The organism is Perspicuibacillus lycopersici, assembly GCF_025660475.1.
Classification (GTDB): domain Bacteria; phylum Bacillota; class Bacilli; order Bacillales; family Caldibacillaceae; genus Perspicuibacillus; species Perspicuibacillus lycopersici.
The window spans coordinates 70,717-96,529 of the sequence record NZ_JAOUSF010000006.1 but is presented as its reverse complement, the minus strand read 5'-3'; the positions used below and the strand labels follow the sequence as shown (position 1 = coordinate 96,529).

28 protein-coding genes and 1 riboswitch are annotated in these 25,813 nt (G+C 36.5%); of the genes, 12 read left to right on the top strand and 16 right to left on the bottom strand.

From position 1 onward, the window contains the following. Positions 1 to 11: 11 nt before the first annotated feature. The 8 genes from metX to OEV98_RS16160 form a co-directional block, all read right to left on the bottom strand. Positions 12 to 1,079 carry a homoserine O-acetyltransferase MetX gene (gene metX / locus OEV98_RS16195; protein WP_263074395.1) on the bottom strand — a complete coding sequence of 356 codons (1,068 nt, stop codon included), beginning with the start codon at positions 1,077 to 1,079 and terminating at the stop codon, positions 12 to 14. Positions 1,080 to 1,096: 17 nt separating this feature from the next. Then, positions 1,097 to 2,395: an O-acetylhomoserine aminocarboxypropyltransferase/cysteine synthase family protein gene (locus OEV98_RS16190; protein WP_263074394.1), complete on the bottom strand. Its 1,299-nt coding sequence runs from the start codon at positions 2,393 to 2,395 to the stop codon at positions 1,097 to 1,099. A gap of 133 nt (positions 2,396 to 2,528) precedes the next feature. Then, a riboswitch (SAM riboswitch) is annotated at positions 2,529 to 2,639 on the bottom strand. 191 nt (positions 2,640 to 2,830) lie between these two features. Then, a complete protein-coding gene (locus OEV98_RS16185; RefSeq protein ID WP_263074393.1) occupies positions 2,831 to 4,237 on the bottom strand; it encodes a sensor histidine kinase in 1,407 nt (468 codons plus the stop codon). Then, complete coding sequence (locus OEV98_RS16180) at positions 4,238 to 4,930, bottom strand: response regulator transcription factor (RefSeq protein WP_263074392.1); 693 nt, start codon at positions 4,928 to 4,930, stop codon at positions 4,238 to 4,240. A gap of 204 nt (positions 4,931 to 5,134) precedes the next feature. Then, positions 5,135 to 5,746 (bottom strand): BsuPI-related putative proteinase inhibitor, encoded by a 612-nt coding sequence (locus tag OEV98_RS16175; protein ID WP_263074391.1) that lies wholly within the window; start codon positions 5,744 to 5,746, stop codon positions 5,135 to 5,137. Positions 5,747 to 5,867: 121 nt separating this feature from the next. Further along, positions 5,868 to 6,704, bottom strand: a complete 837-nt coding sequence (locus OEV98_RS16170; RefSeq protein ID WP_263074390.1) for an undecaprenyl-diphosphate phosphatase — start codon at positions 6,702 to 6,704, stop codon at positions 5,868 to 5,870. Positions 6,705 to 6,781: 77 nt separating this feature from the next. After that, positions 6,782 to 7,390, bottom strand: coding sequence for a DedA family protein (locus OEV98_RS16165; RefSeq protein WP_263074389.1), 609 nt, complete (start codon positions 7,388 to 7,390; stop codon positions 6,782 to 6,784). A gap of 233 nt (positions 7,391 to 7,623) precedes the next feature. Next, a complete protein-coding gene (locus OEV98_RS16160) occupies positions 7,624 to 7,776 on the bottom strand; it encodes a YpzG family protein (protein ID WP_263074388.1) in 153 nt (50 codons plus the stop codon). Positions 7,777 to 8,299: 523 nt separating this feature from the next. On the opposite strand from OEV98_RS16160, the gene qoxA reads away from it, so the two are divergent. Genes qoxA through qoxD form a run of 4 tightly spaced genes read left to right on the top strand, consistent with a single transcriptional unit; the run spans position 8,300 to position 12,133 of the window. Next, a complete protein-coding gene (gene qoxA, locus OEV98_RS16155) occupies positions 8,300 to 9,280 on the top strand; it encodes a cytochrome aa3 quinol oxidase subunit II (RefSeq protein WP_263074387.1) in 981 nt (326 codons plus the stop codon). Continuing rightward, positions 9,270 to 11,240, top strand: a complete 1,971-nt coding sequence (gene qoxB, locus OEV98_RS16150; protein WP_263074386.1) for a cytochrome aa3 quinol oxidase subunit I — start codon at positions 9,270 to 9,272, stop codon at positions 11,238 to 11,240. Before qoxA ends, qoxB begins: the two co-directional genes overlap by 11 nt. Beyond that, positions 11,225 to 11,827, top strand: a complete 603-nt coding sequence (gene qoxC, locus OEV98_RS16145; protein WP_263074385.1) for a cytochrome aa3 quinol oxidase subunit III — start codon at positions 11,225 to 11,227, stop codon at positions 11,825 to 11,827. Before qoxB ends, qoxC begins: the two co-directional genes overlap by 16 nt. Positions 11,828 to 11,830: 3 nt before the next feature. After that, positions 11,831 to 12,133 carry a cytochrome aa3 quinol oxidase subunit IV gene (gene qoxD, locus OEV98_RS16140; RefSeq protein ID WP_263074384.1) on the top strand — a complete coding sequence of 101 codons (303 nt, stop codon included), beginning with the start codon at positions 11,831 to 11,833 and terminating at the stop codon, positions 12,131 to 12,133. Positions 12,134 to 12,332: 199 nt separating this feature from the next. On the opposite strand, the gene OEV98_RS16135 is transcribed toward qoxD, so the two are convergent. Next, positions 12,333 to 13,691 carry a sodium-dependent transporter gene (locus OEV98_RS16135; protein WP_263074383.1) on the bottom strand — a complete coding sequence of 453 codons (1,359 nt, stop codon included), beginning with the start codon at positions 13,689 to 13,691 and terminating at the stop codon, positions 12,333 to 12,335. Between the two features lie 343 nt (positions 13,692 to 14,034). Here OEV98_RS16135 and OEV98_RS16130 point away from each other — a divergent pair, with 343 nt between their 5' ends. Continuing rightward, complete coding sequence (locus tag OEV98_RS16130; protein WP_263074382.1) at positions 14,035 to 14,418, top strand: CidA/LrgA family protein; 384 nt, start codon at positions 14,035 to 14,037, stop codon at positions 14,416 to 14,418. Then, entirely contained in the window at positions 14,415 to 15,095 is a 681-nt protein-coding gene (locus tag OEV98_RS16125) for an LrgB family protein (RefSeq protein WP_263074381.1), read from the top strand. Before OEV98_RS16130 ends, OEV98_RS16125 begins: the two co-directional genes overlap by 4 nt. Positions 15,096 to 15,246: 151 nt before the next feature. On the opposite strand, the gene trhO is transcribed toward OEV98_RS16125, so the two are convergent. Then, positions 15,247 to 16,203 carry an oxygen-dependent tRNA uridine(34) hydroxylase TrhO gene (gene trhO, locus OEV98_RS16120; RefSeq protein ID WP_263074380.1) on the bottom strand — a complete coding sequence of 319 codons (957 nt, stop codon included), beginning with the start codon at positions 16,201 to 16,203 and terminating at the stop codon, positions 15,247 to 15,249. Positions 16,204 to 16,721: 518 nt separating this feature from the next. Then, positions 16,722 to 16,922, bottom strand: coding sequence for a hypothetical protein (locus OEV98_RS16115; protein ID WP_263074379.1), 201 nt, complete (start codon positions 16,920 to 16,922; stop codon positions 16,722 to 16,724). A 249-nt stretch (positions 16,923 to 17,171) separates the two neighbouring features. Here OEV98_RS16115 and safA point away from each other — a divergent pair, with 249 nt between their 5' ends. Continuing rightward, positions 17,172 to 17,777, top strand: a complete 606-nt coding sequence (gene safA, locus OEV98_RS16110) for a SafA/ExsA family spore coat assembly protein (protein ID WP_263074378.1) — start codon at positions 17,172 to 17,174, stop codon at positions 17,775 to 17,777. Positions 17,778 to 17,886: 109 nt separating this feature from the next. Here safA and OEV98_RS16105 read toward each other — a convergent pair whose 3' ends face one another. The 4 genes from OEV98_RS16105 to OEV98_RS16090 form a co-directional block, all read right to left on the bottom strand. Then, complete coding sequence (locus OEV98_RS16105; RefSeq protein WP_263074377.1) at positions 17,887 to 19,362, bottom strand: nicotinate phosphoribosyltransferase; 1,476 nt, start codon at positions 19,360 to 19,362, stop codon at positions 17,887 to 17,889. 212 nt (positions 19,363 to 19,574) lie between these two features. Then, entirely contained in the window at positions 19,575 to 20,711 is a 1,137-nt protein-coding gene (locus OEV98_RS16100) for a zinc-dependent alcohol dehydrogenase (RefSeq protein WP_263074376.1), read from the bottom strand. Positions 20,712 to 20,728: 17 nt separating this feature from the next. Then, positions 20,729 to 21,091 (bottom strand): spore coat protein, encoded by a 363-nt coding sequence (locus OEV98_RS16095; protein WP_263074375.1) that lies wholly within the window; start codon positions 21,089 to 21,091, stop codon positions 20,729 to 20,731. Between the two features lie 12 nt (positions 21,092 to 21,103). Next, positions 21,104 to 21,310 (bottom strand): spore coat protein, encoded by a 207-nt coding sequence (locus OEV98_RS16090; protein WP_263074495.1) that lies wholly within the window; start codon positions 21,308 to 21,310, stop codon positions 21,104 to 21,106. A gap of 166 nt (positions 21,311 to 21,476) precedes the next feature. Here OEV98_RS16090 and OEV98_RS16085 point away from each other — a divergent pair, with 166 nt between their 5' ends. Both OEV98_RS16085 and OEV98_RS16080 read left to right on the top strand, forming a co-directional pair. Next, positions 21,477 to 21,686, top strand: a complete 210-nt coding sequence (locus tag OEV98_RS16085; RefSeq protein ID WP_263074374.1) for a hypothetical protein — start codon at positions 21,477 to 21,479, stop codon at positions 21,684 to 21,686. Next, complete coding sequence (locus OEV98_RS16080; protein WP_263074373.1) at positions 21,683 to 21,991, top strand: spore coat protein; 309 nt, start codon at positions 21,683 to 21,685, stop codon at positions 21,989 to 21,991. The genes OEV98_RS16085 and OEV98_RS16080 overlap by 4 nt, the downstream gene beginning before the upstream one ends. Before the next feature lie 174 nt (positions 21,992 to 22,165). Here the strand turns inward: OEV98_RS16080 and OEV98_RS16075 are convergent, their stop codons facing one another. Then, positions 22,166 to 23,011 (bottom strand): SAM hydrolase/SAM-dependent halogenase family protein, encoded by an 846-nt coding sequence (locus OEV98_RS16075; RefSeq protein ID WP_263074372.1) that lies wholly within the window; start codon positions 23,009 to 23,011, stop codon positions 22,166 to 22,168. A 305-nt stretch (positions 23,012 to 23,316) separates the two neighbouring features. On the opposite strand from OEV98_RS16075, the gene OEV98_RS16070 reads away from it, so the two are divergent. The 3 genes from OEV98_RS16070 to OEV98_RS16060 all read left to right on the top strand — a co-directional run bounded on the left by OEV98_RS16070 (position 23,317) and on the right by OEV98_RS16060 (position 25,804). After that, positions 23,317 to 24,042, top strand: a complete 726-nt coding sequence (locus OEV98_RS16070; protein WP_263074371.1) for an ABC transporter ATP-binding protein — start codon at positions 23,317 to 23,319, stop codon at positions 24,040 to 24,042. Position 24,043: 1 nt separating this feature from the next. Next, on the top strand, positions 24,044 to 25,069 hold the full coding sequence (locus tag OEV98_RS16065) for an ABC transporter permease (protein WP_263074370.1): 1,026 nt from the start codon (positions 24,044 to 24,046) through the stop codon (positions 25,067 to 25,069). Positions 25,070 to 25,150: 81 nt separating this feature from the next. After that, positions 25,151 to 25,804: a TetR/AcrR family transcriptional regulator gene (locus OEV98_RS16060; RefSeq protein ID WP_263074369.1), complete on the top strand. Its 654-nt coding sequence runs from the start codon at positions 25,151 to 25,153 to the stop codon at positions 25,802 to 25,804. Positions 25,805 to 25,813: the final 9 nt, after the last annotated feature.

The following is a 25,813-nucleotide window of genomic DNA, read 5'->3' as shown; positions in this document are numbered from 1 at the left end:
CTCCATCCCCATTAGTCTTGTAAACAATCGTAAATAATTGATCCCCATTTTCCAAACTCAACTAAAAACCCATCATGCCCAAATTTCGTTTCCACTTCAAAAAAATTGGCATTCGGTACGATCTCCTGACATACCTTCATCTTTTCCGGCTTATATAACAAATCATTTTGAAACCCAATAAGTGTTAACCTCGGAAGAAAGGATTGACATGCCTTTTGAAATCCGCCTCTGTCTCTACCAATGTCATGACTATTCATTGCATAAAGTAACGTAAGATAACTATTCGGATCAAATTTCGCTGCTAATTTATCCCCTTGATAGATTAAATAGGATTCCACTGCGTAAAATGGCTTTTTTCCAGCATCTACCCTTTGTAGGCTCCTTTGGAATCTTTCCTCCAATTGGTAATCACTTCGATAGGTAACCATACCGATCATTCGTGCAATTTTCAAACCCGGAAGAATTGCTCCATCCCAATAATTGCCATTGTTCCATAGTGGATCATTTTCAATTGCTTCAATGCCAATCCGATTGTAGGCAATAGCAATATCATCAACATAAGGGGTAACTGCTAAAGCAATGATATGCTCTGCTGAATTAGGATAAAGTAATCCCCATTCCAGTGCTTGCATCCCACCTAAGGATCCACCAATGACTGCTCGGAGCTGATTGATTCCAAGTACTTCTAATGCTTGTTTTTGAAAATGCACCATATCTCGTATTGTAATAAATGGAAACTGCGCACGGTATCGTTCCCCTGTTACCTCATTAATACTTTGTGGTCCAGTTGAACCATGACAACCACCTAACACATTAAACGTTATTACCTGGTAAAGATTCGTATCTATCGGTCGATTACGGCCAACTAATCCGCTCCACCATCCAGGATTTTCGTTCGTGCCTACCGTTTGTTCGTTACCGGTTAGCGCATGACAAACAAGTACAACCTGCCCATTCCTATTGCCAACACGCTCATACTTAGCAACAGCATTTGACAATACTGTACCATTTTCAAGGAGGAGATCTCCGATGGAAACCTCCTGATGCTCCACGATTTCAAATGAACTATTTAAAACCATTTGCTACTTCGCCCCGTTTATTTGGCAATCGCCAATTCCTCTACTGCCTTTTTAATCGCTTGATCCAGATCTTCAATAATATCATCAACATTTTCAATACCGATGGAAAGGCGAACAAGCTCCTCTGTTACACCTGTTAACGCTAATTCCTCGGCATTTAATTGCTGATGGGTAGTCGATGCAGGATGAATAATTAATGATTTTGCATCACCTACATTTGCCACATGGGAAAATAGTTTAATATTTTCAATTACCCTTCTTCCTGCTTCTCTTCCACCTTTAATACCAAATACGATCATAGATCCATTACCCTTTGAAAAATATTTTTTCGCTAGCTCATAGGATGGATGATCTCCCAATCCTGGATAGGAGACCCATGTTACCGCAGGATTTTCTTTTAAATAATTCGCTACTTTTAAGGCATTTTCATTATGTCTTTCTACCCGCAAATGTAACGTTTCTAACCCTTGAAGGAAATAAAACGCATTTTGCGGGCTTAAGCATGCACCAATATCGCGCAATAGCTGTACACGCAATTTGACTGCATATGCAACATTACCTAAATCACTATATTTCAATCCATTATAGCTATTATCTGGTTCTGTAAATCCAGGAAATTTGTCGTTATTCCAGTCAAAATTCCCTCCATCAACAACTACCCCACCGATGGAATTGCCATGGCCGCCAATCCATTTTGTTGCAGAATGTACTACGACATTTGCTCCCCATTCAATCGGTTTACAGTTATATGGAGTTGCAAAGGTATTATCGATTATTAATGGAATTGCCGCATCTTTTGCAATTTCAGCAACCTTTTCGACATCAAATACTTGTAGGCTTGGGTTTCCAATAATTTCACCATATAATGCCTTCGTTTTCTTTGTAATTGCCTTACGAAAGTTCTCTGGATCTTCTGCATCGACAAACTTTACTTGAATTCCGAAGCGAGGAAGAGTGGATGCAAATAAATTGAATGTACCGCCATATAAATTGGTTGCTGCAATAATTTCATCACCTGTTCCTGCAATATTCAATATCGCAAGTGTAATTGCTGCAGCTCCTGATGCCGTCGCAACCGCTGCCGTACCACCCTCTAAAGCTGCCACCCGCTTCTCAAACACATCGACCGTAGGGTTAGTTATCCGAGTATAAATATTTCCCGTTTCTGCAAGTGCAAATAAATTTTGCGCATGCTCTGTATTTTGAAAAACATAGGAAGTCGTTTGATAAATTGGAACTGCACGAGATCCTGTCGTTGGATCTGGTTCTTGACCACCGTGTAATAATAATGTTTCATCCTTAAAGCCTTTTGTCATTTTCAATTCCCCCTAATGTTCATCATGATTAATCCATAAAGTGAGTAGTAGTAGTTTTAGAGAGAATGAAGAGGATTTTATGTAAAAATAAAAAGCCCTCTTCATAAGAAGAGGGCGTTATATACGGTTCCTCCTCTTATCTCTCAGATCATATAGATCTGTAGGAATTGGCACCTTTTCAAACGGATGTTTGAAGGTTGCCGGGTTTCATCGGGCCTAGTCCCTCCACCACTCTGGATAAGAGTAAATACTCACTATATGAATTTTTTTAATTGAATTAATTATCAATTGATTGAATTATAAAATATTCATTTCTGGCAGTCAATATATTTTTTCAAAAAATTTTAAATAAATATGCACCTTTTAATTAGCTTACTCATCCGTACAAAGAATACATATCACTATTTTAACCTTGATAACATAGGAAAAATTAATCTAAACCAGCGGCAATTTAATAGTGAATTTCGTTCCGTGTCCTTTCGTACTTGTAACGTGAATTTCTCCTTGATGTAACAATACTAATTGCTTTACGATAGATAGCCCTAAACCGAATTCACCAAATGGGTTCGTTCTCCGAGATAGATCTGCCTTATAAAATCGACGCCAAATATTTTCGATTTCTTTTGCATCCATTCCGATACCTGTATCCTCAATCTCGATAATCGTACAATCATTTTCTTGCATTCCTTTTAAATAAATAACACCATTTTCGGTAAACTGAATACTGTTTTTTGTTATATTGAGTAGTATTTGGATCAACCGATCATAGTCCGCATAGACTAGCGGATTTCCTTGTAGCTCCATTTTTATTTCGTTATTTTTTTGCGCCGATTGAAAGTCTAATTGTTCTTTAATAATTTCCAATACCTCAGCTAGTTCAATTTTTTCTTTTGTTAATACTACTTGATTGGAACGGATTTTTTCGTAATCCAAATTTTCGTTTACGAGTCTAATTAACCGTTTCGTTTCTTTGCTTACTAGTTCCAGCCCTTTTTCTTTTTCTGATTCTGGAATCATATCATTTTTCAAACCCTCTACTACTCCACTAATGGTTGTTAGTGGTGTCCTCATTTCATGAGAAACATCTGCAATAAATTGCCTTCTACGGTTTTCTAAACTCTCAATCTCATCCATCGAATCCCGCAGTTTTCTGACCATTTGGTTAAAATCTCCTGCCAGTTCCCCAATCTCATCAAAATTAGATGATGGAACGGTGACGTCGTAATTTCCAGTAGCTATCATAGAGGTTGCCTTCTGAAGGTGATTAATTCTTCTTACATGTATTTTCGACAAAAACCAGCTCAATAAAAGGGAGACAAGAAGTGTAATGAGTATTGTATAGAATAAATATTTATTAAACTGATGAATCATTGCATTTGTCCCACTAACAGGTGCTGTTAATAATACTCCACCTAAAAAATAATCTCCATTTGTATATGGTAGCACTACAAAGGAAACCGCTTGATCAAAGCGTTTTAAATCTACATTAACGACTACCGATTTTCCATTCGTAATTTGCTCCCATTCCTCATCTGAGAATTGGAATTTATAATTCTGATTTTCTATTGGATAAAGAATTTGTCCATCTGCATCAAACACACTAAAATATATTTTCCTCCGTTCAAGGATGCTTTGATACTGATCTAATGTGCCTTGATCAAAATAATAGCCTTTGTCCATATCCGCTAATAGATTCTTTCCATAGGTTACAAGCTCTTCTTCCTTATTTTTATATACTAGATTCTCGACAAATTGAGATACAACAAGGCTTAAAACGAGAAAGGCAACAATAATGATGCCGATATGACTAAGCATTTGTTGATACATATACTTTAATTTCATTTAATCCACCGTCTCATCAAATTTATAACCAACACCCCATACCGTATGGAAAAATGAGTGCGTGCTTGTAGAGATCTTCTTGCGGAGTCGCTTAATATGTACATCTACCGTTCGTTCATCACCGTAGAATTGGTAGCCCCATACCCGATCGAGCAATTGCTCCCTGGAAAACACTTGTCGTGGATGCTGAATAAAATAATAGAGTAAATCAAATTCCTTTGGTGTTAAGCTTGTTATCGGCTCCCCATCTAAAAATACTTCCCGTGTATCTTTGTTTATTTTGAAGTGGTTCGTCTCAATAATATTCGCTGACTCTTCATTTTTACTTATATAGTGAACCCTTCTCGTTACTGCTTTTATTCTTGCCATTAAGGCAAGAGGACTGAATGGTTTAGTCACATAATCATCAGCACCCATTTCAAGTCCAAGCACCTGATCAGATTCACTATCTTTTGCCGTTAACATTATAATTGGTACCTCATATTTACTCTCGCGAATTTTTCGGCAAATGGTGACTCCGTCCATTCCTGGAAGCATCCAATCAACAATCAATAAATCCCATTGTCCATTCAGAAACCGTTCATAGCCTTCCTTCCCATCATGTATAAATTCACCTTGGATACCTTCCTTTACAAAAAACATTTCTATCATGGAACAAACACTTTCATTATCTTCAATCACTAGTACTTTCATCGTTTCAACCCCTGCCTCTTCACAATCTAACAACAAGAATTATACTTTTCTTTATTATAATATTATTTTACTCGATTTAAAGATTGGGTCATCATTTGGTCATACTTTATTCATAATTCTCCGTTAACATATAGTTACCTTATTCTTCTCCTCCCCTTCATATAGATTAGAGGATGCCCCATTAATTTAGGGGCATCCTCTTTGTTATTTTTTCGTATTTATTTCAGTTGCTGCGGTAAGTTCATTTGTTTTTATCGTTTTTCCTTCCGCTGATTTCACCTGTGCTGTGACGGTAAATTCGATTCGGTATTCTCCATCCGGTAAAACATTTCCTTCATTATCGACAAAATTCCATGTGTTTTTATAATTGATTTTATCGCCATTTTCTAGTGTTACTTCCTTAATTACTTGTAAAAACATTCTTCCCTTCGACCACTGATAAACCAATTCATTATTCCCATTGTATACTAAAAAATCATATTCTTGTCCCGAGGTAAAGCTTAATGTTATCGGATTACCAGATGTGTTTTCTGCTGTAAAATCGATAGCGATTGCATGATCAGTTTTGGACAACTGCAATGTCGGTTGGAAGGTACCTTCTTCTAGCTTTATTTCGTTTTTATTAAACTTTTTGTCTTTAAGACTTGTTTTGTTTAAAGTAAGTTTGTTTACAATATCCTTTTTCACATTCCCTTCCTCACTTTCTACTGCTTGATTCCCATTTTTTGATTCAGTCGCCAATCCTTGTGAACAAGCAGATGTAATACTAGTGACTATCAATATAATCAAGAAATTTTTCCATATTTGTTTCTTCATTATTATCACCTCGTTAATTAGACGTTGACGGAGCATAAATGTTTCCACAAATCGAATTATTAAGACATCTCTTTAAAAAAAATACCCGGACCTTTTGGAAGAACGGATCCGGGATATTGGTTTAAATAAGGAATAGATAAATGATTACCGCTAATACGATTCGGTAAATCGCAAACGGTGTTAGTTTAATTTTATCAATTAATTTTAAGAAGAAACGAATAGCAAGTAATGCAAAGACAAATGCACTAATAAAACCAGCAACAAAAAACGGCATAGCATCCATTGTTAAATACTCCCATTTTTTCAAAAGCGAAAGAAAGCTTGCTCCGGCCATAATCGGTACTGCCATGATGAACGTGAAATCAGCCGCTGCCCGGTGGCTAAGTCTTAGTAATACACCACCAGAAATAGTTGCTCCTGAACGGGAAAATCCTGGCCATAGAGAAAGGCATTGAATTAAACCGATCGAAAATGCTTGCTTATAGGTAATTTTATCGACTGTCTCTATTTGTGGAGCTTTCTTACTGAATTTATCGGCAACAATCATTAATACCGCACCGACTATAAGACCAATTAATACTGTATTTGTTGTGAATAAATATTCATCAATATAGTCTTCAAACAGTACGCCTAATACTCCTGCTGGTATTAACCCAACGATGACATGTGTCAGTTTTAAATGACCAGGTGCTTTTGTACCTAGTTTATAGCTCTTTCTTTTTAAGCCTAATAAATCGAGGAACCGGTCTTTAAATACAACGACAACCGCCAAAATGGAACCTAGCTGGATAACAACCTTGAAGGTGTTAGCCACCCCTTCATTCCCTAAAAATTCTTTTGATTTTAACCAAAGATCATCGACTATGATCATATGGCCAGTTGAGGATACTGGAGCAAATTCGGTAAGTCCCTCCACTAATCCAAGGATGATTGCTTTTAAATAGATAAGAAAATCCATAGATAAACTCCTTTTTTTAGCTTTATGTAACAATCTGTTGATTACAATATCGGTCGATTAAAAAGCCTTCCTATTATTTACGATTTCTTTCCACGCCTTACGAAATAGAAAATGACTAGTACTACTATTATCGCAATGATTGCATAGACAATGTTGGAGTAGACGTCCATATACTCGACGATATCTTCCCATGATTCTCCTACTCTTGCGCCAAGACAAACAAGAATTGTGTTCCAAATGGCTGTTCCAAGTGTTGTAAATAAAAGGAACAGCGGAAAACTCATACGTGCCATTCCGGCTGGTATGGAAATTAAACTACGAATTAACGGAACCATCCGACAAAAAAACACAGTCCAAAATCCATATTTTTGAAACCAACTGTCTGCCCGGTAAATATCTTCCCGCTTTACACGTAGTATATGCCCATATTTGTCTACTATCTTTTCCAAGCGGTGAACATCTAATAACAATCCGATTCCATACAAAATAACCGCCCCAACAACAGAACCAATGGTGGCAGCAATAATTACGCCTGCAATCGAAAGGTCTGTTTGTGTAGTCATAAATCCACCAAATGTTAAAATGACCTCAGATGGAATTGGCGGAAACACATTTTCCAAGCATATTAATAGAAAAACACCTAAATATCCAAATTGACCCATAAAATCGGTAATCCAATTTTCCATGTTTACCCCCGAATGTACATTTAATTCCTATTGACTTCATTATTACTTGTCCAATATTACTAAATGTTTATTTCAACATTTTATAAAAATGAAAACTTTTTCGCTTTTTTTCGCATTTTCCTATATATCTTACCATTTAATTATTTTATCGGAAAGCATAAAACAAGAAAAAGAGCAGGAACAACATGTGTTCTCTGCCCTTTTTCACTACTACCTTTAAAGGTACGCATTTCCTACCAATGATGAGCTTTCGCATTACTCCTTAAAATTATGTTATTTTGCGACATTTCGGTATGACCATTCACTTGCGACTTCGAGCGTTTAGGCCGTGTCCAGTTGTGACGAAATAACTGAGCGGTGCGATCAACATCATGAGGAAAACGCATCTAATCACCTCTGGTAGGATTTTGATATCCCAGCGGATATCAAGCATAGTTTACCCGGCGGAAACATATCTATTCGAAAATTTTCTTGTGCCTTTTTTCACTATTTTTTTCATTAAATTAGACAATCATTCTCCGTGCAATTTTTTAGACTTAAAGCTATTATTATTGTAAAATATCAAATGAAAAGTAATGCTGCCTTTATTTTATTGATTTAAATCTGTGACGAAAAACTATTTCATAAATATTGTCTAACCTTAACGAATTTGTAACAATTTATGTAAAAAATCTATTGCCAGATGGTTTACAATATGAGTATAGTGTTTTGTAACCTTATTTAATTATGCCAACTCATATACAGAAACCCTTTTCACTTCTTTATTTTGCTGATATTTGTGAAAGAATGAGCAAATTTTGACAAATTCATGAATAATTAGTTACTAAATTGTGAACAGAGTTTCTAACATATGAACACCTTTTTGTTTACTTTCAAATGCACAATAATACTTAGGAAAGGGAGAAAATTATGAAGAAAAAGAAAGGCCTGCTTGTTTCCGCCATGTCCATCCTGCTTTTATTGGTATTAAGCGGTTGTGAAACAAATTTAGTTGTTTTTGATCCAAAAGGACCACAGGCAAGAGCAATAATGGATTTAATCAACTGGTCCTTTATATGGATCGGGCTTGTATTAGTTGTGGTAGTTGGACTATTTGTATATATTATCTGGAAATATCGGGCACGTCCAGAAAACGCGGATTATGAACCACCTGATGAAAAAGGAAATCACAAACTAGAAGTCATCTGGACACTTATTCCAATTGTTATCGTTATCCTTTTAACTATTCCAACCGTTAAAACATTGTACGCGTTAGAAGAGGTTCCAGAAGGATATGAAGATGTTGAACCATTAGTGATTCATGTTACATCTGCAGATTGGAAATGGATTTTCAGTTATCCAGAAGAAGATATCGAAACAGTTAACTATGTAAATATTCCAGTGGATCGTCCGGTAACCTTTAAACTTACTTCTGCTGGTACGATGCAATCATTTTGGATTCCTTCTTTAGCTGGACAGGAATACACAATGAATAAAATGGAAACAGAGCTTATCGTTGTTGCAGATGAAGAAGGTTCATTCTTTGGTAGAAACACAAACTTCAATGGTGAAGGCTATGCAGGAATGGAATTCGAAGTGCAGGCACAATCACCTGCGGATTACGAGAAATGGGTAAAAGAAGCAAAGGAATTATCTCCTAAGCTTACCGAAGAGGAATATAAAGAGTTATTAAAACCAACACATTTAGGTCGTCTAACATATTCCAATACTCATTTAGATTGGGTTGATCATGCAGATCATAATGCAGAGCTTTATATAGACCCTGAGTTATATCGCGGTCATGGCTACCCTGGAAAAATCTTTACAGAAGATGAAAATGAAAACTCTGAGAATCATGAAAACATGAATATGGATGAGGAAGAACACGGAGGTGAGCATAGTGGACATTAAATGGGATCAATTATTAGTTTCTGGCGATCCATTAATTTTAGGTTCACAGATTGCAATTGTTTTAACAATGGTCGGAGTCGTAGCTGCTTTATCCTATTTCAAAAAATGGAAATGGCTATGGAACGGATGGCTAACATCAGTTGACCATAAAAGAATCGGGATTATGTATATCATTATGGGTGTTCTCATGTTCTTCCGCGGTGGCGTAGATGGACTAATGATGAAAGCTCAAACAGCAGTTCCTGAAAATACATTTTTAGACGCACAGCATTATAATGAAGTATTTACTACACATGGTGTTATCATGATTTTATTCATGGCGATGCCAATGTTAATCGGGATTATGAATATCGTGATTCCACTTCAAATTGGAGCACGTGATGTAGCATTCCCACAATTGAACTTATTAAGCTTTTGGTTAACATTTGCTGGTGCAATGTTATTTAATGTTTCTTTCGTTATCGGTGGATCACCTGATGCAGGATGGACATCTTATTTCCCGCTTGCAGGTAAGGAATTTACTCCTGGCGTAGGTAACAACTATTATATGATTGCCCTGCAAATTGCCGGTATCGGTACATTGATGACTGGTATTAACTTTATTGTTACGATTTTAAAAATGCGTACAAAAGGCATGACATTAATGAGAATGCCGATGTTTACTTGGACATCGTTAATCACTTCATTAATTATTGTAATTGCCTTCCCTATTTTTACAGTAACATTATTATTAGGTATGATGGACCGTTTATACGGAACACATTTCTTTACTGTTTCTGGCGGCGGACTTGATATGCTTTGGTCGAACCTATTCTGGCTATGGGGACATCCAGAAGTATATATTGTAATCCTACCGGCATTCGGAATTTATTCTGAAATTATCGCAACCTTTACGAAGAAGCGACTATTCGGATATGGCTCCATGGTTATTTCGATCGTATTAATTTCAGCTTTAAGTATGTTAGTTTGGGTTCACCATTTCTATACAATGGGCGTTGGACCTGCAGTAAATACGGTATTCTCCATCACTACTATGATGATTTCTATCCCAACTGGGGTTAAAATGTTTAACTGGTTGTTCACGATGCGCAAAGGTCGAATTGAATTTACTGCACCGATGATGTGGGCACTTGCTTTCATTCCAACCTTCCTAATTGGTGGGGTGACCGGAGTTATGCTTGCAATGGCAGCTGCCGACTTCCAATACCATAATACATTGTTCTTAGTCGCTCACTTCCATTACACATTAATTCCTGGTGTAGTTTATGCAGTATTCGCTGCACTATACTACTGGTGGCCAAAAGTATTCGGCTTTAAGCTTAGTGAAAAAATTGGAAAATGGCATTTCTGGTTATTCAATATTGGCTTTAACTTAACATTCTTCCCAATGTTCTTCCTTGGTTTACAAGGGGCTGTAAGACGTTCTTATACTTATTCCGAAGAATCTGGTTTCCAACCATTATTCTTACTATCGGGCGTCGGAGCATTAATTTTAGCAGCAGGCTTCGCAGCACTTTGCTACAACATTTATTGGAGCATTCGTCACGCAGAACGTACGACTGCAAACGATCCATGGGGAAATGCTAGAACATTAGAATGGGCAACTGCAACACCAGTTCCACATTATAATTTCGCTACACTTCCTGAAGTAGATTCACTTGATGCATACTGGGAAATGAAAAAGAACAACAAAGGCTTTACTCTCGATAAAAATCAAATTAAACCAATTCATATGCCGGGTAATTCTGGACTCCCAGCAATAATGGGTGGTATTTTCTTAGTCTTTGGTTTCTTCCTTGTTTTCGAATGGCATTTACTTGCCGCAATTGTTGGTATCGGAATTATTGCAGGACTTATTATGCGTTCATTTGAATCCAATGATGGGTACCACGTGCCTGTCGATGAGATTGTGAAACATGAGCGTACTTGGAGAGGTGAATCTAAATGGAAGGCAAAATAAATACTTCAGCACCTATTGAATACCAGTCTGAACAAAGTAAATTAAATATTTTAGGCTTCTGGGTTTTCCTAGCTGCAGAAATTATTTTGTTCGCCACATTATTCTCTGTATTCGGTGTGCTAAAAGATCGTACTGCTGGCGGACCAGCAGGTTCAGAGATTTTTGAGATTAAAGATGTTATTATTCAAACCTTATTATTATTAACAAGTAGTTTCACCGCTGGAATTGTCATCTTTGAAATGCGCAGAGGAAACCGACGCGGTCTAATTATTTGGCTTGTTATTACTTTACTATTTGGTCTTGGCTTTTTATCAATGGAAATAAATGAGTTTATGCATTATTACCATGAGGGAGCTACAATGCAAACTAGTGCATTCCTGTCGAGTTTATTTGTGCTACTCGGTACACACGGTGCCCACGTTACATTAGGTACTGGTTGGGCGATTCTCATTATTATTCAATTATTAACAAAGGGAATTAACCCAACGACTGCAGGAAAAATGCATATTTGGTCATTGTATTGGCATTTCCTTGATGTAATTTGGATTTTCATCTTTACATTTGTTTATTTAGCGGGGGTGTTGTAATCAATGAGTAACCAAGAAAAAGGCTTCCCCATTAGTCATATCGTTGGATTTTTATTATCTATTACCTTTACCGTTGTTGCTTTGCTAGTGGCATTGAAAACAGACTTGCCAAAAACAACGATAATGTTTGTAATCGGTGGATTAGCGGTTCTACAAGCTGGATTACAATTAATAATGTTTATGCACTTAAATGAAGGAAAAGATAATTATTCAAAAATTATCCATACGGTATATGCGATCTTTATGGCTGTCGTAATTGTCATCGGTTCTATCTGGGTAGTAACTGCAGGACATTCCATTCATTAATAGCTGTATAAAAAAGGAACGTTGCATTTTTGCAGCGTTCCTTTTTTGTATTATTTTCATATATTTTTGTCGAATATTGTTTTTCCTCTTTTTGGTAAATAAGAGACTATCAACAATTACTGCCAAGTTAAACAAACGTTTGTTTAACTGATTATTAGAAAATAAGCACCTGTTTTGTCGAAGCCTATTAGTTCTCTACTTATCCAAATAACAGGTCCCAAACTCCTAATACATCCAATAGAACGAAAATAATCGCAATTGGCGCGATATACTTAAGCGCGAAATACCACATATTAAATAATCCTTTTGCAAATCCGCCACCGTGCTGCATTTCTTCCATTAAAACAGACTTCTTCATTTTATATGGGACAAAGATTGCAATCAACAATGCCCCTAATGGTAATAGCATATTGCTTACTAAGAAATCCGCTGCATCAAAAATTGATTTTCCTAAAATAGTAATATCACTCCAAGGTCCATATGATAAAGCGGAAGGAATACCCATTAAGAAAATAATAAATCCAATAATCCAAGACCATTTCTTTCGTAATGATTTATCACCTTTAGAAATGACGGCTACAATAATCTCCAGCATCGAGAAGGAAGAAGTTAATGCAGCAAATAAGAATAATACTAAAAATGCTAAGAAGAATAGAATGCCGAATGGCATGTGACTAAATACGTTTGGCAAAACTTGGAATAACAATACCGGCCCAGCATCTGGTTGCAATCCGAAGGAAAAGACTGCCGGAAAAATAGCTAATCCTGCCAAAACAACTACAAAAATATTCATCATGACAATGGACAAAGCAGAACGTGGTAAATTTTCCGATTTTTTCACATAAGAGCTATAGGTTACCATCGTAGATGCTCCAACACTTAATGTAAAAAAAGACTGGCCGAGCGCTGCTAATACTGCTTCACTATTAAGCTTCGAAAAGTCTGGGAAAAATAAAAACGAAATTCCTTCACTTGCATGAGATAACGTAAGTGAACGAATGATTAATAAAATAAAAATAATAAAAAGTGCAGGCATCATAATATAATTTGCTTTCTCAATTCCATTTTGTACCCCTTTTGCTACGACAACTACTGTTAATAGCATGAAGAGAAAATGGACACTAATACTGATCCCAGGATTGGAAATAGTTTCAGCAAATACGATTCCATATTGCTCAGCGCTAATTCCATTTAGTTGACCAGTAATTGTTCTAAAAATATATGCGATAATCCAACCACCAATAACACTATAAAAAGACAGTAAAATAAAGCTTGTCACTAATCCTAAATATCCAACAAAATGCCACTTCGTATTTGGCGCAATTGCTTTGTAAGATTCAATTGCATCCTTTTGCGTACTTCTTCCAATCGCAAATTCTGCTAATAATAAGGGAAGACCTAAAATAAGGGTAAATAATAAAAAAATAAAGAAAAAGGCCCCGCCACCACTTATTCCTGCAACATACGGGAATTTCCAAATAGCACCCAATCCAATTGCAGATCCTGCGGATGCTAAAATAAAGCCAATTCTTGATGACCATTGTTCTGATTGATTCACAGAAAAAACTCCTTGCTTACATTTTTTTAATATACCTATATTAACATGAAGCATTTAAGAAACAACCCGTATTGGACTATTTTTTATTATCTTAAAAAAATTTATCTGCGTTAAGTAGTTAAATGTATTGTATTCTTTAATGAGGAAAAGTATTAACACTATTTACAGTGATTATCATTTTCTCGATGATTTTTCCAATTACATCTAATAATTACCACTAGTAGAAAATATTATATTGGTATGAATGAAGCAATGGTATTGTAGCAAGTTGGGTTCAGGTGTAGAATGAGTTAGTATGAAATGAACGTATTACCGGATACACCTTTTTTAAGGAGATGTATATATGAAGGTCTTAAAAATTATTACACAAGTAGCTTTTATTTACTTGATTAGTATATTAGGAGAATGGGTTCAATCCCTTTTAAAACTCCCAATCCCTGGGAGTATTGTTGGACTACTTCTACTTTTTCTTTTATTGTCCTGTAAAGTAATTCCTGAAAAATGGATTCATACAGGTGCTAATTTTTTGTTAACCTACATGGCATTATTCTTTATTCCAGCAACTGTAGGGGTGATGAACTACCTTGATTTATTCACTGGAAAAGGACTTTTACTAATTGCAGCTTTAGTGATAAGCACTTGCTTAGTTATGATTGCCTCTGGATTTGTCAGTGATAAACTCGGAAAAAAGGTTGTGGAAAAAGAAAAGGAGAAATACTCAGCATGACACACACAAATATTGTACTTTTGATGATATTACTAACTATCCTCCTATATTTACCGATTAACAAATTATATCAACGGTATCCGATTGCCATTTTTAACCCAACTATATTATGTACCGTTCTAATTATAGTCATTCTGGTGTCGTTTAACCTTCCATATGACACCTATATGGAAGGTGGAGAATGGATTAATAACTTTTTAAGCCCCACAGTCGTTGCACTTGCTTACCCTTTATATAAACAAAAGGATGTTTTAAAAAAGTATTTGCTACCTATTCTTTCTGGAATGCTAACCGGTATATTGGTAAGTGTAGGGACAGGAATTTTCTTTACGTATCTTCTTCATATTTCAAAAGAGATGGTCCCTTCTGTCGTTTCCAAAAATGTCACTACTCCAATTGCCTTAAAAATTACGGAGCAATTAGGTGGGGTTTCCGCATTAACAGCAGTATTTGTTATGATAGCCGGTTTTTCGGGTGTTTTACTTGGTCCGACATTAATTAAACTTTGCCGCTTTCAAACCTTTCTCGGCAAGGGTATGGCTTTCGGAAATGCTGCCCACGCCATCGGAACGGCAAAGGCTTTTGAATATGATCAGGCAACCGGTTCGATTAGTTCAGCTGCCATGATTTTCAGTGCAGTATTTGGATCAATCCTGATTCCTCTCATTGTTGGTTAACAAGCTTTCCCTCTTGCTAGACTAGCGGACTGATAGCTGTAATCTTCATGTTTTCATTCTAATCGATAGTAGACGATTACCAACCTTATATAGTGGATTTTCTTTGTACAAAAAAATACTCCGAAACTATCGGAGTATTTTTTATTAGCAATTACGCGTGCACAAGCTCTTCGCCAATCGCAGCTAATCGTTCTTTTATTTGCGCTTCTGTTAATCCATGTTCTTTTACATATAGATTGCGCGGATGCACACGGCATTCATGTGTACAGCCCCGTAAATATTTATGTTCATTTTCTTCAGAACAAATAATTTGTTTATTACATTCTGGGTTTGCACAGTTTACATAGCGTTCACAAGGTTGACCATCAAAGTAGTCTCTTGCTACAATGACATGTTCTACTTGGTTTACTGGAACACTAATTCTTTCGTCAAATACATAGCATTTCCCATCCCAAAGTTGACCTTTTACCTCTGGATCTTTACCATACGTAACAATCCCACCATGTAATTGATGGACATCTTCAAATCCTTCTCTCTTCAACCAGCCAGAGAATTTTTCACAACGAATACCGCCAGTACAGTAGGTTAAAATTGTTTTACCTTCAAATTTATCTTTGTTTTTGCGGAACCATTCTGGTGTATCACGGAATGTTTTCACATCCGGTCGAACAGCACCCCGGAAATGACCAAGATCATACTCATAATCATTACGTACATCAATGACAATAGTATTGTGATCTTGCATTTTTTCAAAAAACTCTTTTGGCTCTAAATAATTACCAGTTAGCTCATTTGGATTGACGTCTTCTTCTAAGCTTAAGTTTACAATTTGTTTACGATGACGTACATGCATTTTTTTGAAGGCATGACCTTCTGCTTCATCAATTTTAAATACCATATCAGAGAAAAGTGGGTGTTCTCTCATTGCCGCCATATACGCATCTGTTTGTTCAACAGTTCCGGAAACAGTTCCGTTTATTCCTTCTGCTCCAATATGAATACGGCCTTTTAAACCTAATTCTTTACAGAACTTTAAATGTTCTTTTGTTAATGTTTCGGGATCTTCAATAGGAACATATTTATAATAGAGTAATACTCTGTAGTCCATTCAAAACTCTCCTTATCAATTACTTTTTGTTTATTTTTGGTTAAAGTAGGGAGTCTTATATCCCCACATAGTTTCAGTTATTATCATTTTTTAGATTGCACGATTACCATTTTACCACAATTGTAGTGTTGTTTATAACCATTTCGTTTGGAAATCTTTTGTTAAATATTGGTGACTACTTTTTGAAACGAAAGAAAACCGACCCTTTATTAGAATCAGTTTAAGATGCTTTTCATTGTGGCGAATGCTACAGTTCATTTTTATTTTTGACAGGATATATTATAACATAAAATTACAGCAGTTCAACTATAGAGGTATAGAATGGAAATACATATAGCACTAACGTATTAGATTGGGCTAGAGATGAAATATATACTGATGTTCCACATAGGTCTAGTTATATATTCAGTCTAATCAGGGTCCTTCATTTAACTCACAAAATAACAACAAAAAAATTCACTTATCGAAGGTTTTCGTAAACTCACCGATAAGTGAATAATGTATTTTGCGCTATTGATTTATGCCCGTATCGTTTCATGTTTTTGTTCGTTTTCCTTTCTGACACTGTTCCAAACAACTCGATAAAGACTAAAGTTAATCAATGCAGCTACGAGAAGCCAGGATGATAATACATAAAAACCATTAAAAAACGATGTGAAAATACAAACCGTACATAGAATACCGGCTAGTAAATAAAAGCCACTTAAAATTTTTCCCATTGGAAACCCCTCCGCTACATTTTATTCACACAATGATACTATCGTTCAAATATTCGTCAATTTTCGTTCACTAAACGTTCACATTTATAGTATAGCTGATTTCTTGTCTAAATGAAAGGGGTTACAACAAAACGTTTTATTTTTTTTGAATATTACACTTTAGCTTCCGATTTTTTACATTTATTGCGTCTTAATATCCGGTATAAGGAATTAGTGGTTGGAGACAGTAATTCCGAGGAGGTGAGGTTCATGAAGAAGCTACTTATTCTATTGTCTGTTTTTGTGATGATATTCCCTAGTTTTGCATTTGGACAAAATACAACCTATACGGTACAGCCTGGCGATAGTATGTGGAAAATAGCTGTTCGCTTTCAAGTGGGATTAAGCGAATTAATCCAGGCAAACCCACAAATTAAAAACCCTGCGTTAATTTATCCTAATCAAAAACTCACGATTCCTGCAATAAGTGAGAAAAATTTCGAGGCACAGGTAGTCACCCTTGTTAATCAAGAAAGAGCAAAAGCAGGACTGACTGCCTTAACGCATAATTGGGAATTATCTAGGGTGGCAAGATATAAAAGTATGGATATGCGCGATCGTGGCTATTTCTCCCATACATCTCCAACGTACGGAAGTCCATTTGATATGATGAAAAACTTTGGAATTAACTACCGAACAGCTGGTGAAAATATTGCACAAGGACAAACAACCCCGGCTGCTGTTGTGCAAGCATGGATGAATAGCCCCGGGCATCGTGCAAATATATTAAGCACCCAATTTACTGAAATTGGAGTTGGCTATGCCGCAGGTGGTTCTGGTCGACATTACTGGACAGAAATGTTTATCGATAAATAACACGATAACCTCATATTCAACGGAAAGAGGGACAGCTTTGAACTATATCCCGTTGTTTTAGCATAACTAACCAATGGGTTCTGTTCATTTAACCGTCCCTCTTTACTATTTATTGTAATCCGTTTGAAAAATCCATTACCTTTTTACTTACCATATCAATATTCGCCATTTTATTATCCCAGCATGCCTGGCTTAAATCGACAGGGTAATGGCTAGGATTTAAAATTCGTTTGTACGCATCCCATAATAAATCGAGTGTTTCCTTTGTGTAATTTTGAATTTGTTTTAAATGTGGCATTTCATACACTTGTTTTCCATCTACAAAAATATCCCGATGTAATTCAACCGCATCAAAATTCGTGACATACTTACTGATATAAGTATGTACAGGATGGAACATTTTTAGTGGACTCTCTTCTTTTATATTTTCCCACTCAAGTGCAATTACGTCTCCTTCGGATTTCCCATTTTGTCTGTTAATAATCCGATAAACCTTTTTAAGACCTGGAGTCGTTACTTTTTCGGGATTGCTACTTATTTTTATCGTATCAATCATTTTTCCATTTTCTTCTATTGAAACTAATTTGTATACAGCACCTAATGCCGGCTGCTCATATGCTGTAATCAACTTCGTTCCAATTCCCCATGAGTCAATTTTTGCCCCTTGTGCTTTAACGTTCATAATCGTATGTTCATCGAGGTCATTGGATGCAATGATTTTCGCATTTGGGAAACCCGCCTCATCTAGCATTTCCCTTGCTTTTTTCGACAAGTAAGCTAAATCTCCGCTATCTAAGCGAATTCCAATAAAGTTAATTTGGTCCCCAAGCTCTTTCGCAACACGAATAGCATTTGGAATTCCTGAGCGTAATGTATCATAAGTATCTACGAGAAATACACAATCCTTATGGCGGCGCGCATATTTATGAAATGCTGTATACTCATCATGATATGCCTGAACCATTGCATGGGCATGTGTACCCGAAACCGGAATACCAAATAATTTTCCAGCACGTACATTTGAAGTTGAGCTAAATCCGCCAATATAGGCAGCTCTTGTACCCCAAATTGCCGCATCAAATTCATGCGCTCTTCTTGTTCCAAATTCCATGGCTACTTCTCCATCACCAACGACTTGCATAATTCTAGACGCCTTTGTCGCTATCAATGTTTGATAATTGATAATATTCAATATTGCCGTTTCCACTAATTGGGCTTCAGCAAGTGGTGCTTCAATTCGGAGAAGCGGTTCATTTCCAAAGACAATTTCCCCTTCCACTACGGAACGAACATTACCGGTAAAACGAACATTTTGTAAGTAATGTAAAAAATCCTCCTTGTACCCTAACTCTTCGCGTAAATATTGTATATCACTATCCGAAAACCGAAAATTATTTAAATAATCCACAATTTTTTCTAGTCCAGCAAACACAGCATATCCATGCCCAAATGGTTGGGTACGAAAATATGCTTCAAATACCGCTTTCTTATCATGAATTCCATCTTCCCAATAGGATTCCACCATATTTATTTGATATAAATCTGTATGTAAACCCCAAGAATCATCTGGATATTTACCTTTCACGAAAAATACCTCCAATATTTTATCTCTGCTTTCCAAAATTCGACAGCTATATTTTCTATTATAGCTAAGTTGGTCTGTAACGTCACTGTATCTGGTAGCAAAAAACACCTCCACATTGAGCGGAGGCGACATATCACTTACTATCTATTGTTATTAGTAGCCGCAGTAGCGTCATGTAAGTAACAGCTAAAATATTGCATCTATATTACGTCCTACGGCTTTAATACAACCTTTACGCAATTATCTTGCTTCGTATCAAATATTTCATACCCATGCTTTGCTTTGTCTAACGGGAGTACATGGGTTACAACGTCCCCGATGTCTATTTTCCCTTGGGCAATTAAGTCGTATAGCTTTGGCATATAGTGAATTACCGGGGCTTGTCCTGTTCGAATATTGACATTTCGTTGGAATATATCACCTAGTGGAAAGGCATTGTACCGCATTCCATAGACACCGGTTATTTGAATCGTACCACCTTTTCTTACGGATTGTGCAGCTGTCACAATCGCACCCATTGCCCCACCTTGTAGCTTTAGCCCCGAGGCAAGAAATTCCATTGGTGTCATTTTCCCATCCATCCCGACCGCATCGATAACAACATCTGCACCTCCGTGCGTAATTTCCTTCAAATACTCACCTACATGCTTATGTTTTTCAAAATTGATTACCTCTACATTATTCGTACGCTTCGCATGCTCCAATCGATAATCAATATAATCTACTGCAATTACACGTTTCGCTCCCTTTAGCCAAGCAAATTTTTGGCATAAAAGTCCGATTGGACCACAGCCTAATACAATAACGGTATCTCCTGGCTTCATTCCTGAATTATCTACACTCCAATAGGCAGTTGTTGCTGCATCAGCAATCAATATTAGTTTTTCATCCTCCACTTCACTGTTTTCTGGAATTTTGAAGGGAAGAAAATTCCCATAAGGAACTCGTAAATATTCTGCTTGTCCACCAGGGTATCCTCCAGTTGTTCCTGAATAACCAAAGTATGCACCCATATCCCCATTTGGATTGGAGTTATCACATTGACTTTCTAATTCATGCTGACAATACCAACATTGTCCACAGCTAATATTAAACGGTATTATTACCCGATCCCCTTTTTTCACCTTTGTTACTTCTGGTCCGACTTCCTCCACGATTCCCATTGGCTCATGCCCAATAACATAGTCCTCTGGGGTATTTGGAATCATACCGTGAATTAAATGTAGGTCAGAGCCACAAATAGCTGTCATCGTTATTTTTACGATAATATCATCAGGCTTCTGGATGGATGGTGCCTGTACATCTTTAACTATAACCTCTTTAATCCCCTGATACGTAACTGCCTTCATCCTATTATCCCTCCTTTTTAATTTTCCGGTGTCGCAAATGTTCCTAATCGATCGGTATCCTTTGGAAATAGTGGCAAGCTTGCTATTTGAACTGCTAGCTCCGCTGAGCGTAAATCAATTTCAAATTGTTTCGGTAAATCATATGGATGGAACCATTCTTTTTCCATCATTAATTGATAAATCTCTGTTTGCAATTGAATTGCTGATTTTAACTGATTACGTAAAACGGCTTTCACTTCCGGACTAGTAGCTTCCGTTAAAGCAATTGCATAATTTCGCACACCTGTTTTTGCCGTTATTAAAAAATCCATTGCAATTGCAGAATCCGCTTGGTCTGGCATTCCTTTTGAATGGATTGGATCTAAATAGTCATTTAACATTTTCTTTCCTCCTCATTGCAATCTAGCCTTTAGATAAACGTCCTGAAGCTCTTTAATCGCTTGAATCGATTGATTAACATCCTTTTCCATCAATGCTTTTAATTCCTGATCAAAGACAACACCTTGCATTAATTTCGATTTCAATAAACAGACCGTTTTAAAGTTAAGGATTTCATGGGTGTCCATCGATTCATGAAAGGCAAGGCTATCTGTTTCCATTTGCATGTAAAATCACCTCTTCTATGATTATCAAAAATAGTATGGTACCGCTTGTACTTTTTCATAAAATTAGTTATTTGTATTTCCGCTATATTTTCCCAAGTATAGAGACTAAATTGCAAAGAATAATAAACAGTAGACTTTATGCCAATGAGGTGGAAAAACGATGATAAAACAATTAGCATTACATGAAACGCTAGAGCTTCATGAATTAATGACATTTAAAACACTTTGTGTAACGAAAGCAACGACCATGTCTGGTTTAGCCCAGGATATAGAGCTTCAAACAATTTTAACGAATGATGCTACTGCAGGAAATGATGCATTAAAGCGAATGCAGCAGTTTATTACAAAGCGAGGGGACGAATCGATATGATGGGGCTTTTGAAAAATTTAATGGGAATGAAAGGGATGACCGATCAAGTAATAGCAACGGACTTTCTTATATCGACAAAGTCAGGGGTTATCAACACAGCACTTGCATTAACCGAAAGTGCTACTCCCGAATTGCGAGCAGAATTGGAGAGACAATTATTTCAAACAATTGATACTCACGATGCAATAAGCAATTATATGATTGCAAAAGGTTATTATCACCCACAAGAATTAAGGGAGCAGCTTTCCGTTGATTTACAAACCGCTAAAACAGCTATCGATCTTTCGGATAGTATCGAGCATTAATAAAGAAGCTGTTTCGTATTTCTAAAGGATTGTTGTTATTTAATCAGAGGTAAAATATTGTTGTTTAAACTTACTGAGCAGACTGAATACAAGAAGGAGTACCGCTCGCCCGAATGGATGTGCAGAGTGTATTCAGTCTGCATGCGAAAAAATATATATGAAAACCATTTTTCTTTATTTTGCGACTGGTTGAATGATTACTTTCCAATCGGCTCCTGCTTTTATTTGATAGGTTGCTGCAAACGAACCTTGATTAATAGCAATACCGATTCGATTCAACGAATTAATGTATAATAATGGGTTTCCTATATTATTTTCTGCAAATGTTTTCGCGAAAATCATTTTACTTTTGTAAATTTGCTTTTCCCCTTGCACAATACTCACCTCAAACAAGTTCCCAAAAACTGCATTTAATTGATTAAAAATATCCCGATCAATATTTGTCCACAAATTTCCGAAACGAACATCTAAAATATCAATACTTCCAAATATTTGATTTCCTACTATCATCGGTTCCTTTACTGAAAGAAAAACTAACAAATCCTTTGGAATTAGTGGTCCTACTTCATCATAGGTAATTTGCTTTGCAGCAAGTCTAGCTGCTGTATAGGCATAAACATCGCGACCATGAAATGTATACGAATCCTGTGAATATGGTAGTCGGTTTACCACTTCATTAATGATCCTTGCTTCTTTAATTCCAAAATATTTATGTATATGGGTCAGTGTTCCGTTATCCGGAGTAACAATAAAATGATCCGACTCTGTACGAACAACCACACTTTTTCGATCAGATCCAACACCGGGATCAACAACTGACACAAACACCGTATGCTTTGGCCAATATGGTAATGTTTGATACAAGCGATAGGAGGCATCCCATATATGAAACGGTGGAATATCATGGGTCAGATCGAAAATTCGTAGCTGCTTATTAACCGAAAGCGCTACTCCATACATTGCACTAACTGCACCATCACTATTTCCGAAATCCGTTTGCATTACTAAAAGGCTATTCACTAGCAAATCCCCCTTACCTATCCAAAAATCAGTATTTTTTAACACCATCAATTTGAAAAAAAGCCGCGTCAATACCAATAAGATAGGACGCGGCTTATTAAGCACAATCTTAATAGCACTACATTTACTTTTACTATTCCCCAAAAGGAATCGGTTGTAAACCTCCTCTCTCCCTTTAATTTAGCGTCACCAGCAAAAAGTAGAAAAGGAAAAAGATAATAATAAAATACTATTTAATTTAAGGTAAAATAACATACAATATAAGTGAGTAATCACTCATTTATATAAAATAAAGGATGGTGTATATGAGCCAACAGAACAATATTGTTTCTATCCGCAATGTATCAAAAGCATTCGGTAAGCATTCCGTTTTACATGAAATTACATTAGAAATAAGTGCAGGGGAAATTTTCGGCTTCCTTGGTCCTTCAGGTGCAGGGAAAACTACACTTGTTAAACAATTAGCTGGGTTGGATACTCCTACGGAAGGCGCTAATTTCCTGTTCGGAGATAAAATGCCAAACATCCATTTAATTAATAAAATTGGCTATATGGCACAGTCAGATGCACTATATAACGAGCTAACAGCAAAAGAAAATTTAGAGTTTTTCGCATCCCTATATGGATTAAAACATAAAGCAAGAAAAAAACGGATTTCCGAGGTGATGGAGCTAGTTTCCTTAACAGACGATTTAAATAAGCTCGTTTCCAATTACTCAGGTGGAATGAAGCGACGCCTCTCGCTTGCCATTGCATTGCTGCATCAACCACAACTGCTTATTTTAGATGAGCCAACTGTCGGAATCGATCCTGTTTTAAGAAAAAGTATATGGGATGCGTTTGTTTCATTGAAGGAAAATGGAACGACCATTATCGTTACAACGCACGTAATGGACGAGGCGGAGAAATGCGATCGATTAGGTATGATTCGTGATGGAAAGTTAATTGCTGTAGGAACCCCAAATATGCTAGTTCAAGAAACGAAAGCTTCATCGATTGAAGAAGCATTCCTTATCTATGGAGGTGCTTAAGATGCGACTTTTAGCTTTAGTCATTCGAATTCTTCAGCAAATCATTCGTGATAAACGAACCATTGCCTTATTAATAGTTGCACCTATTTTAATTTTAACGATGCTAAATCTCGTTTTTAATGGAAAGGATTACGTTCCGAAAATCGGTTTCGTAAATATTCCCGATACGTTAGAAACACAATTGCTAGCTTCAGATGCTGAGATTACTACCTATGAAACTGAGAAACAAGCAATAGAAGCACTTGCAGATCATGAACTGGATGCATATTTGCTTTTCGATAGTATGGAGCCAACAGTTGTTCTAGAAGGTAGCGATCCTAGTGTCAATGGTTCTGTCATACAATGGTTACAAAGCTCACTAAGCACTGTGCAGCAAGATATACAAAGTGAACCAAAAATCGAATATATTTATGGATCGAGTACTATGAGCTCGTTCGATTATTTCGGTCCAGTTTTATTAGGATTTTTTGTGTTTTTCTTTACCTTTCTTATTGCCGGTATTTCTTTTTTACGGGAACGAACGACCGGTACACTAGAGAGACTACTTGCAAGTCCTATTCGGAAATGGGAAATTGTTTTAGGATATACTATCGGGTTTGGTATTTTTGCCATCATTCAAGCTTCGATTATCGCAGCATATGCCATATATGGACTTGGTTTATTGATGGAAGGTGCTTTTATCTATGTATTATTAATAACTTTAGCATTGGCGATAACCGCATTAACATTAGGGATACTTTTATCAACATTTGCAAATAACGAGCTACAAATCATTCAATTTATCCCGCTTGCAGTAGTACCACAAATATTCTTTTCTGGACTATTTAACTTAGATACAATTTCCGAATGGTTACGCTGGATTATTCCACTTACTCCACTATACTATGCAGCAGATGCGCTGCGGAACATCATGGTGCGTGGAATGGGATGGGATATGATTTATCAAGATGTTCTATTTCTATTAGGGTTTTCCATCCTATTCATTGTACTTAATATATTTGCATTAAGACGTTATCGAAAAATCTAAACTACTTCCTTTAATCTATTTCAATTCAAGGAATCCTTTCGCTATAATAAAATGACATAATATGATGAAAAGGAGTGCGTAATGCAAGATCAACATTCAATCATCGATCAATTATTTGCGGATGAAAAACTAACAGAAAAGCAGAAGAATATCATTCAAGCAGCAATCGATTCTTTTTCAGAAAAAGGCTATGCTGCAACCTCGACAAGTGAAATAGCAAAAAAAGCAGGTGTCGCTGAAGGAACAATTTTTCGCCACTACAAAACAAAAAAAGACTTACTACTAAGTATTATTGCACCATTATTAACAAAGTCCATTGCACCGTTTGTAGTGAAGGATTTATATAAAGTGTTAGATACAAAGTATGAGACGTATGAAGAATTTTTGCGCGGGATGATTGAAAACCGGGTAGTATTTGTGAAAAAAAACTTACCCCTTTTTCGCATCTTGATTCAAGAAATTCCCTTTCATCCAGACCTTCGCGAGCAGTTCAAGGAAAATATCGCAAATAAGGTATTTACACGATTCCAATCGTTAGTGGAGCATTATCAAGCTAAAGGGCAAATCATTCAAATCCCGTCTGCCAGTGTCCTAAGAATGACAATGAGCACGATTGTTGGGTATTTCTTTACAAGATATTTTTTGCTTCCTGATGCCAAGTGGGATGAGGAGGAAGAGCTGGAAATGACGATTCAGTTCTTATTACATGGTCTTTCTCCAACAGGAAAAAGGTAAAGTATAACC

What these genes read in the sequence shown, in the direction of transcription:
- metX (WP_263074395.1), bottom strand. Translation starts at nt 1,079, where the DNA reads ATGGTTTTAAATAGTTCATTTGAAATCGTGGAGCATCAGGAGGTTTCC.
- OEV98_RS16190 (WP_263074394.1), bottom strand. Translation starts at nt 2,395, where the DNA reads ATGACAAAAGGCTTTAAGGATGAAACATTATTATTACACGGTGGTCAA.
- OEV98_RS16185 (WP_263074393.1), bottom strand. Translation starts at nt 4,237, where the DNA reads ATGAAATTAAAGTATATGTATCAACAAATGCTTAGTCATATCGGCATC.
- OEV98_RS16180 (WP_263074392.1), bottom strand. Translation starts at nt 4,930, where the DNA reads ATGAAAGTACTAGTGATTGAAGATAATGAAAGTGTTTGTTCCATGATA.
- OEV98_RS16175 (WP_263074391.1), bottom strand. Translation starts at nt 5,746, where the DNA reads ATGAAGAAACAAATATGGAAAAATTTCTTGATTATATTGATAGTCACT.
- OEV98_RS16170 (WP_263074390.1), bottom strand. Translation starts at nt 6,704, where the DNA reads ATGGATTTTCTTATCTATTTAAAAGCAATCATCCTTGGATTAGTGGAG.
- OEV98_RS16165 (WP_263074389.1), bottom strand. Translation starts at nt 7,390, where the DNA reads ATGGAAAATTGGATTACCGATTTTATGGGTCAATTTGGATATTTAGGT.
- OEV98_RS16160 (WP_263074388.1), bottom strand. Translation starts at nt 7,776, where the DNA reads ATGCGTTTTCCTCATGATGTTGATCGCACCGCTCAGTTATTTCGTCAC.
- qoxA (WP_263074387.1), top strand. Translation starts at nt 8,300, where the DNA reads ATGAAGAAAAAGAAAGGCCTGCTTGTTTCCGCCATGTCCATCCTGCTT.
- qoxC (WP_263074385.1), top strand. Translation starts at nt 11,225, where the DNA reads ATGGAAGGCAAAATAAATACTTCAGCACCTATTGAATACCAGTCTGAA.
- qoxD (WP_263074384.1), top strand. Translation starts at nt 11,831, where the DNA reads ATGAGTAACCAAGAAAAAGGCTTCCCCATTAGTCATATCGTTGGATTT.
- OEV98_RS16130 (WP_263074382.1), top strand. Translation starts at nt 14,035, where the DNA reads ATGAAGGTCTTAAAAATTATTACACAAGTAGCTTTTATTTACTTGATT.
- OEV98_RS16125 (WP_263074381.1), top strand. Translation starts at nt 14,415, where the DNA reads ATGACACACACAAATATTGTACTTTTGATGATATTACTAACTATCCTC.
- trhO (WP_263074380.1), bottom strand. Translation starts at nt 16,203, where the DNA reads ATGGACTACAGAGTATTACTCTATTATAAATATGTTCCTATTGAAGAT.
- OEV98_RS16115 (WP_263074379.1), bottom strand. Translation starts at nt 16,922, where the DNA reads ATGGGAAAAATTTTAAGTGGCTTTTATTTACTAGCCGGTATTCTATGT.
- safA (WP_263074378.1), top strand. Translation starts at nt 17,172, where the DNA reads ATGAAGAAGCTACTTATTCTATTGTCTGTTTTTGTGATGATATTCCCT.
- OEV98_RS16100 (WP_263074376.1), bottom strand. Translation starts at nt 20,711, where the DNA reads ATGAAGGCAGTTACGTATCAGGGGATTAAAGAGGTTATAGTTAAAGAT.
- OEV98_RS16095 (WP_263074375.1), bottom strand. Translation starts at nt 21,091, where the DNA reads ATGTTAAATGACTATTTAGATCCAATCCATTCAAAAGGAATGCCAGAC.
- OEV98_RS16090 (WP_263074495.1), bottom strand. Translation starts at nt 21,310, where the DNA reads ATGGAAACAGATAGCCTTGCCTTTCATGAATCGATGGACACCCATGAA.
- OEV98_RS16085 (WP_263074374.1), top strand. Translation starts at nt 21,477, where the DNA reads ATGATAAAACAATTAGCATTACATGAAACGCTAGAGCTTCATGAATTA.
- OEV98_RS16080 (WP_263074373.1), top strand. Translation starts at nt 21,683, where the DNA reads ATGATGGGGCTTTTGAAAAATTTAATGGGAATGAAAGGGATGACCGAT.
- OEV98_RS16070 (WP_263074371.1), top strand. Translation starts at nt 23,317, where the DNA reads ATGAGCCAACAGAACAATATTGTTTCTATCCGCAATGTATCAAAAGCA.
- OEV98_RS16065 (WP_263074370.1), top strand. Translation starts at nt 24,044, where the DNA reads ATGCGACTTTTAGCTTTAGTCATTCGAATTCTTCAGCAAATCATTCGT.
- OEV98_RS16060 (WP_263074369.1), top strand. Translation starts at nt 25,151, where the DNA reads ATGCAAGATCAACATTCAATCATCGATCAATTATTTGCGGATGAAAAA.